This is a genomic window from Streptomyces mutabilis, from assembly GCF_046628145.1.
GTDB lineage: Bacteria > Actinomycetota > Actinomycetes > Streptomycetales > Streptomycetaceae > Streptomyces > Streptomyces mutabilis.
In genome coordinates this window covers 6,260,594-6,273,211 of the sequence record NZ_CP176874.1, presented here as the reverse complement: position 1 = coordinate 6,273,211, position 12,618 = coordinate 6,260,594, and the positions used below count along the sequence as shown (strand labels likewise).

At 71.9% G+C, this 12,618-nt stretch carries 12 protein-coding genes; 7 read left to right on the top strand and 5 right to left on the bottom strand.

The features are described from left to right. Nucleotides 1–29 precede the first annotated feature (29 nt). Nucleotides 30–1,370 (bottom strand): allantoinase AllB, encoded by a 1,341-nt coding sequence (gene allB / locus ACLIN4_RS28265; RefSeq protein WP_411576364.1) that lies wholly within the window; start codon nt 1,368–1,370, stop codon nt 30–32. A gap of 250 nt (nt 1,371–1,620) precedes the next feature. On the opposite strand from allB, the gene allR reads away from it, so the two are divergent. Beyond that, complete coding sequence (allR, locus tag ACLIN4_RS28260) at nt 1,621–2,424, top strand: allantoin degradation transcriptional regulator AllR (RefSeq protein WP_100049535.1); 804 nt, start codon at nt 1,621–1,623, stop codon at nt 2,422–2,424. 75 nt (nt 2,425–2,499) lie between these two features. Here the strand turns inward: allR and ACLIN4_RS28255 are convergent, their stop codons facing one another. Beyond that, the gene (locus ACLIN4_RS28255) at nt 2,500–2,814 is read right to left on the bottom strand and encodes a DUF5955 family protein (RefSeq protein ID WP_107478097.1); all 315 of its coding nucleotides are present in this window, start codon (nt 2,812–2,814) and stop codon (nt 2,500–2,502) included. 198 nt (nt 2,815–3,012) lie between these two features. Between ACLIN4_RS28255 and ACLIN4_RS28250 the strand changes: the two genes are divergently transcribed. Together ACLIN4_RS28250 and aceB are read left to right on the top strand one after the other, a co-directional pair. Further along, on the top strand, nt 3,013–3,612 hold the full coding sequence (locus ACLIN4_RS28250) for a nucleotidyltransferase family protein (RefSeq protein ID WP_411576363.1): 600 nt from the start codon (nt 3,013–3,015) through the stop codon (nt 3,610–3,612). Between the two features lie 184 nt (nt 3,613–3,796). Beyond that, a complete protein-coding gene (gene aceB / locus ACLIN4_RS28245) occupies nt 3,797–5,419 on the top strand; it encodes a malate synthase A (RefSeq protein ID WP_046251017.1) in 1,623 nt (540 codons plus the stop codon). Nucleotides 5,420–5,487: 68 nt separating this feature from the next. Here aceB and ACLIN4_RS28240 read toward each other — a convergent pair whose 3' ends face one another. Then, nucleotides 5,488–6,402: a HipA family kinase gene (locus ACLIN4_RS28240; protein WP_107478094.1), complete on the bottom strand. Its 915-nt coding sequence runs from the start codon at nt 6,400–6,402 to the stop codon at nt 5,488–5,490. Nucleotides 6,403–6,657: 255 nt separating this feature from the next. After that, complete coding sequence (locus ACLIN4_RS28235) at nt 6,658–8,010, bottom strand: NAD(P)-binding domain-containing protein (RefSeq protein ID WP_290014461.1); 1,353 nt, start codon at nt 8,008–8,010, stop codon at nt 6,658–6,660. A 276-nt stretch (nt 8,011–8,286) separates the two neighbouring features. Here ACLIN4_RS28235 and ACLIN4_RS28230 point away from each other — a divergent pair, with 276 nt between their 5' ends. The 4 genes from ACLIN4_RS28230 to ACLIN4_RS28215 all read left to right on the top strand — a co-directional run bounded on the left by ACLIN4_RS28230 (nt 8,287) and on the right by ACLIN4_RS28215 (nt 10,773). Further along, nucleotides 8,287–8,652, top strand: coding sequence for an ArsR/SmtB family transcription factor (locus ACLIN4_RS28230; protein WP_100049532.1), 366 nt, complete (start codon nt 8,287–8,289; stop codon nt 8,650–8,652). Between the two features lie 10 nt (nt 8,653–8,662). Further along, entirely contained in the window at nt 8,663–8,815 is a 153-nt protein-coding gene (locus ACLIN4_RS28225; protein WP_179342481.1) for a hypothetical protein, read from the top strand. Between the two features lie 159 nt (nt 8,816–8,974). Further along, nucleotides 8,975–10,174 carry a hypothetical protein gene (locus ACLIN4_RS28220; RefSeq protein ID WP_411576362.1) on the top strand — a complete coding sequence of 400 codons (1,200 nt, stop codon included), beginning with the start codon at nt 8,975–8,977 and terminating at the stop codon, nt 10,172–10,174. 11 nt (nt 10,175–10,185) lie between these two features. After that, nucleotides 10,186–10,773, top strand: a complete 588-nt coding sequence (locus tag ACLIN4_RS28215) for a hemerythrin domain-containing protein (RefSeq protein ID WP_289913743.1) — start codon at nt 10,186–10,188, stop codon at nt 10,771–10,773. A 190-nt stretch (nt 10,774–10,963) separates the two neighbouring features. Here the strand turns inward: ACLIN4_RS28215 and ACLIN4_RS28210 are convergent, their stop codons facing one another. Beyond that, nucleotides 10,964–12,517: an IucA/IucC family protein gene (locus ACLIN4_RS28210; protein ID WP_382025418.1), complete on the bottom strand. Its 1,554-nt coding sequence runs from the start codon at nt 12,515–12,517 to the stop codon at nt 10,964–10,966. Between the last annotated feature and the right edge of the window lie 101 nt (nt 12,518–12,618).

Genomic DNA, 12,618 nt, shown 5'->3' with positions numbered 1-12,618 from the left:
GTGTGGGTCGGGGCAGGTCCGGACGTGTGTCACGGGGTCCGGGTGAGGAGCTGTCCCTTCGGGTCGGTGAACGCGCCGTCCGCCACGATGCGCGTCCCGCGCAGCCAGGTGGACTTCACGACGCCGTACAGGGTCTTGCCCGCGTACGCGGTGACGCGGTTGCGGTGCTGGAGGGCGGCCGGGTCGACGGTGAAGGTCTCGTCGGGGGCGAGGACGGCGAAGTCGGCGTCGCGACCGGCCGCGATGGCACCCTTGCGCCCGTCGAGGCCGACCTGGCGGGCCGTGTTCGCGGACATCCAGCGCACGATGTCCTCCAGGCCGAGGCCCCGCTCGCGGGCCTTGGTCCACATCGCCGGCAGGCTGAGCTGGAGGCCGGCGATGCCGCCCCAGGCGGTGGCGAAGTCGTCGGTCTTGAGGTCGGCGGTGGACGGCGAGTGGTCGGTGACCACGCAGTCGATGGTGCCGTCCACCAGCGCCTGCCACAGCAGGTCCTGGTTGGCGGCCTCGCGGATGGGCGGGCAGCACTTGAACTCGCTCGCGCCGTCCGGCACTTCCTCGGCGGTGAGGGTGAGGTAGTGCGGGCAGGTCTCGACCGTGACCCGCACACCGTCGGCGCGGGCCTCGGCTATCAGCGGCAGGGCGTCGCTGGAGGAGAGGTGCAGGACGTGCACGCGGGCGTTGAACCGCTTGGCCTGCGCGAGCAGGGCCGCGATCGCGGTGTCCTCGGCGTCGCGCGGGCGGCTGGCGAGGAAGTGCGCGTACTTCGGGCCGCCCTGCTGCGGGGCCGCGGCCAGGTGGTGCGGGTCCTCGGCGTGCACGATCAGCAGGCCGTCGAAGGCGGCGATCTCCGCCAGCGACCGGGCCAGCTGCTCGTGGTCGAGGTGCGGGAACTCGTCCACGCCCGACGGCGACAGGAAGGCCTTGAAGCCGAAGACGCCTGCCTCGTGCAGCGGGCGCAGGTCCTTGACGTTGTCGGGCAGCGCGCCGCCCCAGAAGCCGACGTCGATGTGCGCCTTGTCGGCGGCGACCTCGCGCTTGGTGCGCAGGTTGTCGACCGTGGTGGTCGGCGGGATGGAGTTCAGCGGCATGTCCACGAGGGTCGTGATGCCGCCGGCCGCCGCGGCGCGGGTGGCGGTCCAGAAGCCCTCCCACTCGGTGCGGCCGGGGTCGTTCACGTGCACGTGGGTGTCGACCAGGCCGGGCAGCACGACGTGGTCCCCGACGTCCTCCAGCCGGGCGCCGGCCGGGACGGGGGCGTCGTACGGCAGGACCGCCGTGATCTTCTCCCCGGTCACCGCGATCGACGCGGCGCGTGTCCCCTCGGGGGTGATGACGCGCGTCGAGCGCAGCACCAGTTCAGCTCCGGACACCCGAAACCCCTCTTTCTGCCGCCGTGCTTTTCAACGTTCTGTTGAAGTCTCCTGTCGAAGGAGTCTTCATTCCCGCTTCCATGCCGTCAAGAGGCACCCTTTGTGCGGGCATGCCCACGGCTCAGCCCTGGACGTTTCCACAAAGCGGAATTAGAATTCCAGCAAGCAGAACGTAGCTACGTACAAGCCGGTAGTCAACCGGCCGCCGGGTACGCTTCTTTCCTCCCGCCAGCCCCGAAAGGAACGTGCCGTGCCGACGTCCAGCGCCAGCACCACCGACTCCGCCAGGTCCGCCACAGGTGGCGTCCAGTCCCTGGAACGCGCCTTCGACCTGCTCGAACGGATGGCGGACGCGGGCGGCGAGGTCGGCCTCAGCGAGCTCTCCGCGAGCAGCGGACTGCCGCTGCCGACCATCCACCGCCTGATGCGCACCCTCGTGGCCTGCGGTTACGTCCGCCAGCAGCCCAACCGCCGCTACGCGCTCGGTCCGCGCCTGATCCGGCTCGGCGAGTCCGCCTCCCGGCTGCTGGGCACCTGGGCCCGCCCGCACCTGGCCCGTCTGGTCGAGGAGACCGGCGAGACGGCGAACATGGCACTGCTCGACGGCGACGAGATCGTGTACGTCGCCCAGGTGCCGTCCAAGCACTCGATGCGCATGTTCACCGAGGTCGGCCGGCGCGTCCTGCCGCACTCCACCGGCGTCGGCAAGGCGCTGCTCGCGGACTTCCCGGCGGAAGAGGTGCGGGCCCTGCTCGGCCGGACCGGGATGCCGGCCGCGACCGAGAAGACGATCACCACGCCGGACGGCTTCATCGCGGCGCTGGAGGAGGTGCGGCGCCAGGGCTACGCGATCGACGACAACGAGCAGGAGATCGGCGTGCGCTGCCTGGCCGTCTCCGTGCCGAACTCCCCCACCGCGGCGGCGATCTCGATCTCCGGCCCGGCCGGCCGGGTCACCGAGGCCGCGACCGACCGCATGGTGCCGCTGCTCCAGCAGGTGGCGGCGGAGCTGTCCGAGTCCCTGCTGAACTCGAACGGCAACCCCGGGGCGTAGAACGGCAACCCCGCGACGTAGATCGGCAGCCCCACGGCGCGGAACGGCGACCCCACGGCGCGGACCCCGCGCCGCTCAGCGGCGCGGCGGGTCGCCGAAGAGCTCCACGGCGTGACGGACCTCCGTCAGCCCCCGCGACAGGGCGCTGACGGAACCGATCGCGCCCGCTATCAGCAGCAGGGAGCGGTGCAGCCGAGGCATCTCCGGGACACCGTGCGCCGACATCGCGGCGAGGTCGGCGAGTTCGTCCTCGGCTATGGCCCGGTCCGGGAAGTCGGCGGGCAGCAAGGCGAGTTGTCGGCGCAGCCGCGCCACCGCGGTGCGCAGCGCGACCACCCTCACGTCCTCGTCGCCGACGGTCACCTGCCCCTGCCCCAAGCTCTGCAACACAGCCCTCCCCCTCGCACCCCGTTGTGCGCCCCTAAGTGGTGAACGTGCCGAGCGCCCCCTGGCACTGGTCGGGCGCCGGGGACGCGGGCCAGTAAACGCCACCCCGCACCGGACGCGCCACCGCGCGGACCGAAATTCAGCCTCCGAAAACCCCGCGCACACCGGAGCGTTCGGCGGGCGGTCAGGTATGCAGGACGCATGACCAAGACCGAAGAGCAGGTGGCGGGGCTGCTGCTCGCCGCCGGGGGCGGGCGACGGCTCGGCGGACGGCCCAAGGCCCTGCTCGAACACCGCGGACATCCACTCGTCGAACACGCGATCGCCGCTTTGCGCGCGGCCGGTTGCGCCCGCGTGCACGTCGTCCTGGGAGCGCGCGCGGGCGCCGTACGCGAGCGGGCGGCGCTCGACGGGTGCGTGGTCGTGGAGAACCCCGACTGGGAGCGGGGCATGGGGTCGTCACTGCGCGCCGGGCTCGCTTCACTGACCGGCACCGGAGCACGGGCGGCGCTGGTCTCGCTGGTGGACCAGCCCGGGATCGGCGCGGAGGCCATGGCGCGGGTGCGGGCCGGGTACCGGGGCGGGGCGTCGCTCGCGTCGGCGGCGTACGCCGGCGTTCGCGGGCACCCCGTCCTCCTGGGCGCCGACCACTGGCCGGGCGTCACGGCGACTGCCACCGGGGACCGGGGGGCACGCGCCTATCTGAGGGAACACGAGGCGGAGATCACCTTGGTGGAGTGCGGGGACGTGGCGCGGCCGTACGACATCGACACCGAGGCGGACCTGCGCCACCTTGAGTGAGGGGTGTGGCACTGGGCGCCACTGTCCCTCGACTCAGAGAATCTCGACGTCAACAAACCATTGAAGTTCCACGATGAGGAAACTACTATCCACTGACCAGAAGCACCCGACCGCACAGTGGGTGCGCATTGCCCCATACGTGCCCGTTGGCACCCGGTGCCACCGCTGAAGGAAGTGACAGCTCATGTCCGCACCAGCGCCGTCCACGCTGGCCATCGTCGACGCCGAGCCCCTGCCCCGGCAGGAGGAGGTCCTCACCGATGCGGCGCTCGCCTTCGTGGCCGAGCTGCACCGGCGGTTCACGCCCCGGCGTGACGAGCTCCTCGCCCGCCGTGCGGAGCGCCGCGCCGAGATCGCCCGCACCTCCACGCTCGACTTCCTCCCGGAGACCGCCGCGATCCGCGCGGACGACTCCTGGAAGGTGGCCCCGGCCCCGGACGCGCTCCAGGACCGCCGGGTCGAGATCACCGGCCCGACCGACCGCAAGATGACCATCAACGCCCTCAACTCGGGCGCGAAGGTCTGGCTCGCGGACTTCGAGGACGCCTCGGCGCCCACCTGGGAGAACGTCGTCCTCGGCCAGCTCAACCTGATGGCCGCCTACACCCGCACCATCGACTTCACGGACGAGCGCACCGGCAAGTCGTACGCCCTGCGCCCGAACGAGGAGCTGGCGACGGTCGTCATGCGCCCGCGCGGCTGGCACCTCGACGAGCGCCACCTCCAGGTCGACGGCCGCCCGGTCCCCGGCGCCCTGGTCGACTTCGGCCTGTACTTCTTCCACAACGCCCAGCGCCTGCTGGACCTCGGCAAGGGCCCGTACTTCTACCTCCCCAAGACGGAGTCGCACCTGGAGGCCCGCCTCTGGAACGAGGTGTTCGTCTTCGCGCAGGACTACGTCGGCATCCCGCAGGGCACCGTCCGCGCCACCGTCCTGATCGAGACGATCACGGCCGCGTACGAGATGGAGGAGATCCTCTACGAACTGCGCGACCACGCCTCCGGCCTGAACGCGGGCCGCTGGGACTACCTCTTCTCCATCGTCAAGAACTTCCGTGACGGCGGCGAGAAGTTCGTCCTCCCGGACCGCAACGCGGTGACGATGACCGCCCCGTTCATGCGGGCGTACACCGAACTCCTCGTCCGGACCTGCCACAAGCGCGGCGCGCACGCGATCGGCGGCATGGCGGCCTTCATCCCGTCCCGCCGGGACGCCGAGGTCAACAAGGTGGCCTTCGAGAAGGTCCGCGCCGACAAGGACCGCGAGGCCGGTGACGGCTTCGACGGCTCCTGGGTCGCCCACCCGGACCTGGTCCCGATCGCCATGGAGTCCTTCGACAAGGTCCTCGGCGACAAGCCCAACCAGAAGGACCGGCTGCGCGAGGACGTCGACGTCAAGGCGGCCGACCTCATCGCCATCGACTCCCTGGACGCCAAGCCGACGTACGCGGGCCTGGTCAACGCCGTCCAGGTCGGCATCCGCTACATCGAGGCCTGGCTGCGCGGCCTCGGCGCCGTCGCCATCTTCAACCTGATGGAGGACGCGGCCACCGCCGAGATCTCCCGCTCCCAGATCTGGCAGTGGATCAACGCCGGTGTCGTCCTCGACAACGGCGAGCGGGTCACCGCCGAACTGGCCCGCAAGGTCGCCGCCGAGGAGCTGGCGAACATCCGCGCCGAGATCGGCGACGAGGCATTCGCGGCCGGCAACTGGCAGCAGGCCCACGACCTGCTGCTCACCGTGTCGCTCGACGAGGACTACGCCGACTTCCTGACGCTGCCGGCGTACGAGCAGCTGAAGGGCTGACCTCCGGCTCCGATCGACGCAGGCCCGCGCCCCCGGTACCGCACAGCACCGGGGGCGCGGGCCTGCGTTCAGCCCAGGTGCACGGACCAGTCCTGCTCGGCGGGCGGCTTGCCGTGCAGGTCGGGGACGCGCTTGAGCCAGTCGGGGCGGCCGCGCCGGGTGCGTTCCGCGCGGGCGGCGTTCTCGGCGGCGAGTTCGGCACGGGTCGGGAAGTCCGTGGGCAGCCAGTTGCGGGAGGCCCGGACGCGCGCGTACAGGTAGCCGACGTAGGCGTCCCGGACCTCGCCCGGGGTGTCGAAGCCGGCCTCGCGGGTCAGCCAGGGCTCCGGCACCCGCGCCACCACGTCACGCAGCAGCTCCTCGGTCACCTTGGGCGCCAGCTCGGCGTCGGCGGCGCGGACGTCCGGGGCGAAGTGGCCCAGGGCGTGGTGGCGGAAGTCGTACGCCTTGTCCGGTGGCGAGGCGCCCCAGCGGTGGTGGAAGACGAGGGCCGCCCCGTGGTCGATGAGCCACAGGCGCGGGAGCGCGACGCCGGAGGTCGGCCAGACCATGAGGTTGGAGCTGTGCACCGTGCGGTCGACGTTCACGGTGAGGGCGTCCAGCCAGACGACGCGTCCGGCCTCCTCCGGGTCCACCGGGAACACCTCCGCGACCTCGGGCGTGAAGTCCGCGCCGCCCGACAGGTAGTCCATGCCGAGGTTGAGCCCCGCGCTGGCGTCGAGCAGGTCCCGCACCTCCTGGTGCGGTTCGTCGGCGGCGACGGCCGGGTCGAAGTGGGCGAGGACCAGCTCCGGCACCCGCAGCCCCAGCTCCCGGGCCAGCTCCCCGACGATCACTTCGGCGACCAGCGCCTTGCGGCCCTGCGCGGAGCCGGTGAACTTCAGGACGTAGGTGCCGAGGTCGTCGGCCTCGACGACACCGGGGACGGAGCCGCCGGTGCGCAGGGGTTCGACGTAGCGGGTGGCGGTGACCTCGGTCAGCATTTCCCCAGGCTACGTGATCGCTTGACCTTGCAATCCGTCGCGCCCTCAGTGCGCTGCGGGGAACGCGTGGGCGGGCAGGGCGGGGCGAGGCCGTGACCGGTACCCCGCGCCGGTCACAGCCTCGCCGGTGTGGGGCCGGCCAGCGGCGGTTCAGCGGCATCCGTCCGCGATGGTCGGTGTCTTCGCGTCGGCCTTGACCACGTAGACCTCCCGGGGCTTCTGGCCGGGGCCGTGGCCCCAGTCCGTGCTGCCGGCCTAGCCGCCGGAGGCGGCCGGGGCGCCGGTGCCGATCTGAAGGGTCGCCGGGGCCGCGCAGCAGCCGCCGCCCTCGTCGCCCCGCGCGGTGTCGGGCTCGTCGAACAGGCCGGCGCCTCCGCAGACGCCGGTCTCCGGCAGGGTCAGCTCGACGCGCTCGGCCGCCTCCTGGTCGCCGGCCAGGGCGGCGGTGATGGAGCGGACCTGTTCGTACCCGGTCATGGCGAGGAAGGTGGGGGCGCGGCCGTAGGACTTCATGCCGACCAGGTAGACGTCCTGCTCCGGGTGGGACAGCTCCTTCACGCCGTGCGGGTAGACCGTGCCGCAGGAGTGGACGTTCGGGTCGATCAGCGGGGCCAGCGCGGTCGGTGCCTGGAGGCGTTCGTCGAGGCCGAGGCGGAGTTCGGAGAGGAAGGACAGGTCGGGGCGGAAGCCGGTCAGGACGACGACCTCGTCGACCGGGTCCAGGCGGCGGCCGTCCTCGGCGACCAGGACCAGCCGGTCGCCGTCCCGCTCGACCGCCTCGGTGCGGAACCCGGTGACGGCGCTCGCGTGTCCGTCCTCGACGGCGGCCTTGGCCCGCAGACCCAGTGCGCCTCGGGCCGGGAGCTGGTCGGCCTCGCCACCGCCGTACGTGGCCTCGCCGATGCCCCGGCGCAGGATCCACACCGCGTGCGTGCCCGGCTCTGCCTCCGCCAGGTCGGCCAGCTGGGCGAGCGCGGTGAAGGCGGAGGCGCCGGAGCCGACGACGGCCGTGCGCCGGCCGGCGTACCGGGCCCGGACCGCCGGGTCCTTGAGGTCCGGGACGCGGTAGGAGACGCGGTCGGCCGCCGTCCTCTCCCCCAGGGCGGGCAGGCCGTTCGCGCCCATCGGGCCGGGGGCGGACCAGGTGCCGGAGGCGTCGATGACGGCGCGGGCGGTGATCCGCTCCTCGCCGCCGTCCGAGGTCTCGATGTGCACGGTGAAGGGCTGCTCCGCGCGGCCGGAGTCGACGATCCGGTCCCGCCCGGCGCGGGCCACGCCGGTGACGGTGGCCCCGTAGCGGACCTTGTCGCCGAGTACGTCGGCGAGCGGCTGGAGGTACCGCTCGGCCCAGTCGCCGCCGGTCGGGTACGTCGTGCCGTCGGGGCGCGTCCAGCCGGTCGGGGCCAGCAGCTTCTCGGCGGCGGGGTCGGTGACCTCGGCCCACGGCGAGAACAGGCGGACGTGCGCCCAGTCCCGCACTGCCGTCGCGGCCGACGGGCCGGCCTCCAGCACCAGCGGCTCGATACCGCGCTCCACGAGGTGTGCGGCGGCGGCCAGGCCGACCGGGCCGGCGCCGACGACCACGACGGGCAATTCCTGCTTCTCCATGACGGTGCTTCCTTCGATTCGTTGCTCGGACGGCGGAGACGGAGCGGTGGACGGCTCGACGGAGGGGGGCGTGCGGAGCCACGCGAGCTGAGCACTGCGGCGCTGAGCCCGGGCCCGGCAGACGGTGTCGCACACTGTGCACCCCCGGACCCTTACTTCGATATTCGTCAATGGCTTGCAGCGCCAGCATGACACCTGCTTCGATGAACGTCAAGATAGACGTTCATCGAAGCATGACCCTGGGCGTCTTGGTTCGACATGTGTCAACATAGACGCATGTCGAACGTCAAGGCCCTGCCGCTTCTGGAACCCGAGGCCCCCGACGCCGTGGTGCCGTGCTGCCCGCCGCTGAGCGAGCGGCCCTTCACCGCCGAGGAGGCCGAGCGGACGGCGCGCATGTTCAAGGCGCTCGGGGACCCGGTGCGGCTGCGCCTCTTCTCGGCGGTCGCCTCGCACGAGGGCGGCGAGGCGTGCGTGTGCGACATCTCCGACGTCGGCGTCTCCCAGCCGACCGTCTCCCACCACCTCAAGAAGCTCAAGGAGGCCGGCCTGCTCACCTCCGAGCGGCGCGGCACCTGGGTCTACTACCGCGTCGAACCGTCGGTACTGGCGGCCATGGGCCAACTCCTGGCCGTCCGTTAGCCCGCTCCGGGTGAGCACGGCCACGGACATCCGCGGCGTCGTCATCATCGGCTCGGGCCCGGCGTGCTGCACCTCCGCGCTCCACACCGCCCGCGCCCAGGACGGAACGGGCGGGACTCGGCCGTGCTTCGCGCAGGAGCACGGCGTCCGCCAGTCGGGGTGACCCACAAGGGGGAATCGAGCGACCTGCGGACGTGAGCAGTGGCTCGAAAGCACGCGTGGTGAACAGACTGGGGCGCTGGTCCGTGCTCGTCGCCTGAAACGGGGTACCCCGGCGGCGCACGAGTCCCCCGCTCGTCCCGCCCCCCAGGAGGCACCGCCCATGACCTTCAATCCGTTGGAGCAGCGGGGTATCCCGCTGGACCGCCAGTTGCGCAGCTGGCGCGAGCTGAACGTGGACCCGATCGACCCGGACCACTGCGACCCGTACACCCGCTGCCGCATCATCACGATGAACGGCATCGAGGTCGAGGCGATCCTCTTCAGCCACCAGCTCGCCCGCAACACGGTCGATCCCGAGATCAAGCGGCAGCTGGCGCGGGTGCGCTACATCGAGGCGCAGCAGCAGAAGGTCGTGAACTGGCTGCTTCCCGGTGTGTCGTCGGTGCTGGAGACGACGATCGCCTACGAGCAGGTCGCGGTGGACCTGACGGCGTGGGTGGCGCGGATGGAGCCGGACCCGTATCTGAAGCAGGCGTACCAGTTCGGTGTGCTGGAGGACTTCGACCACCTGTACCGGTACGCGAACCTGTACGAGATGATCGAGCACCGCAAGGCGGAGTCGATCGTCGACAACCTGACCGAGGTCATGCCCGGCCGGCCCACCCGGTACCACCACCGCGATCCGGTCGACAACGTCCGCGACCCGTACGCCAAGGACGAGACGAACCCGCTCTCCAAGCTGCACGCCCTGACGATCATGTCGGCGGAGCAGCAGACCATGAACTTCTACATGAACACCGGCCCCACCTACATGGAGCCGATCGCCCGTCAGCTCTACCAGGAGATCGGGCTCATCGAGGAGGAGCACGTCACCCACTACGAGTCCCTGGTCGACCCGGGTGAGACGTGGTGGGAGCAGCTGGTCAACCACGAGTACAACGAGTGCTACCTCTACCACTCCTTCATGGAGCAGGAGAGCGACCCCAAGGTCAAGGCGATCTGGGAGCTGCACCTGAACATGGAGCTGGAGCACCTGCACGCCGCCTGCGACCTGATGCGCCGCCACGACGGCCGCGACCCCGCCTCCGTGCTCGCCCCCGAACTGCCCAACGTGCTCACCTTCGAGCCGAACAAGGGGTACCTGCGCGAGCTGCTCGACACCCAGATGGACCTGACCACGCTCGGTGCCGGGTACGTGCGCGAGGCGCACGAGCGGTTCGAGAAGATGCAGGAGCAGATCCACGGCGGCGAGGCGCCCCCGAGCGACCGGGTGATGACCCAGCACGACGAGATGTTCGGCCGCGAGTACCGCGTCCAGACCGAGGGCGAGCACCCCGACCCCGCACAGCGCGAGAAGTAGGGGAGGCCGAGATGTCCGAGCTGAAGACCCCGCACGCCGGGGACGACCGAGCCAAGGACGATGACGTCGTCGCCCTGCTGATGCGCCAGCACGGCGACATCCGCAACCTCTTCGACGAGGTCGAGGCCACCCAGGGCGAGGAACGCCGCGACGCCTTCCGCCGCCTGGTGCGGTTGCTGGCCGTGCACGAGACCGCCGAGGAAGAGGTCCTCCATCCCTTCGCCCGGAAGAGTTTCCCCGGGGGCGAGCAGGTTGTGAAGGAACGTCTCGCCGAGGAGAAGGCCGCCAAGGAGACCCTGGCCGCGCTCGACGAGATGGACACCGACGACCCGAAGTTCATGCCCCAGCTGCTCAAGCTGCGCAAGGACGTCCAGGCACACGCCCGGGCCGAGGAACGCTACGAGTTCACCCACATCCGCCGCAGCACCGACGTCACCAACCTCGCCGCGATGGCCAAAGCCGTCAAGGCCGCCGAGGCCATGGCACCCACCCGGCCCCACCCGGGCGTCGAGTCCGGAGCGAAGAACATGGCCCTTGGGCCGGTCGCAGCGCTCATGGACCGCACCAAGGACGCCGTGCGCAGGGCCATGGGCAAGTAGGTCCGAGAGCGAACCGCGGCCCGGCCGGGCACACCGCCCGGCCGGGCCGCGCAGTCGGCGGACACAACCGTCGCCCGCCGAGGAGCACATCACACGCCGGCGGCGTCGTCGTTGCGGGGGGCCGTCGACGAGTTAGGCGCTCTGACGTCGCCCCTCACCACGACGTCAGAGGCGGGTCAGGCCCTGCCGGTCACGGCCCGAGCAGCGGATTGGGCAGCGGCCGGTAGCGGGCGTCGGCGCCGTTCGCGCCCGTCCAGCGGAGCAGGAGGTTGGTTTTGCCGGGGAGGGTGGGCGAGGCGAGGAGGGCGGGGATCTCGGGCAGGTCGTGGCGGGCCAGGGCCCGGCGGGCGGCGGGCCAGGGGTCGAGACCCCGGTGGTGTTCGGCCAGGGCGGCGGCGATCTCGCAGAGGTGGTTGACGACGAGGCAGTACACCAGCCGCTGCCAGCCGGCCGGGCGGGGCGTGTCCGGGAGGAGTTTGACGCCCTCGGCGTCCCGGAACAGGGCCTGGACCGGGGTGCCGTCCGCGTCCACGGCGACCAGCGTGTTCTGCAGGTGCGCCTCCAGGACGACGCCGTCGTCGGCGAAGGCCGTCAGGACGGGCGGGACGACCGTGTCGAGGTACGCCGCCCACCACGCCTCCGGGTCCGTGGTGGACGCCAAGGGGCTGCCGGGGAAGCCCTCCACCAGGGCCGCGGCGAGCAGTGGGGTCGCGCCGGGCAGCAGGCGGGTGCGCAGGCCGTCGCGCACGACGACGGCCAGCTCCTCGAAGGCGAAGTCGGCGGTGCGGTAGCCGCGGTCGGCAAGCCATACCGCCGGGGAACCGATCGCCGCGAAGGCCTCCGCGACCGCCGTGTCGGTGCGGCGCAGTTCCAGCAGGTCGTGGCGCCACAGGCGGCGGATGTCGTTGGTGACGCGCACGTCGAGGCTGAACTTGAGGAAGAGATCGGCATCGGGTGCGTACACCGTGCGGATCGCGGCCGTCGGCCAGACGAAGAAGCCGGTCGTGCCCAGCCGGACGAGCCGGCCGTCGGCGAAGGCGGGGGCGAGGGCGCCCGCGGTCAGGTCGAGCTGCCAAGGGTGGGCGGGGAGCACCCGGTACCCGGGCGGGGCGTCGGCCAGGGCGTCCAGGGCGGCGGTGTCGCCCTCCTCGACCACCGTGTCCTCGCGCACGGCGAGCAGGGTCAGCGGGAAACGGGCGTGTGCCTCGGGCGCGTACGGCAGCCAGCCGGCGTGCGGGCCCCCGCCGCGCGCCTTGGGGGCGGGGTGGTGGGTGTGGCCGGTGATCAGGGCCTGTTCGGAGCGGAGGTAGGGGTCCTGGGGCGGGGTCGCCCGCGCGCGTGCCGTCAGCAGGGCGGCCACCGCGTCCCGGCTGTCGGTCATCTCGGTGGGCAGTTCGTGGTTGGACTGGCCGGTGTGGCGGCGCAGTTCCTCCGCGACGAGTTTCACCAGCTCGGGGTGGCCGACGGGGTGCCAGCCGCCCGCCGCCGTGCCGACCTCCGGTTCGGCGGGGCGGCGGCCCGCGCGCACCCGCAGCAGTCTTCCGCCGGGCAGCCGGTACACCCGCCGCGGGTACGGGTCCCGGTCCGGCTCCGGGTCCCGGTCCGGGCCCGGCAGCGGTTCGGCCACCTCGCGGAGCAGGCAGTTGAGCAGCGGCACCGTCGCGTAGGCGTCGGCACGTTCGGCGACGCTCGGAAAGGCGGCGTCGGCGCCGGTGGGCCGGGGCAGGAAATCCACGCGTTCCACTCGTTCCCTACGGTCTGTCCATGGCGGAGAGGCGGAGACGATCAGTATGTCTGTCGTCGTCCCTGTGCCGTGACCTCCTACCCGTACCCGAGGAGCCCGCC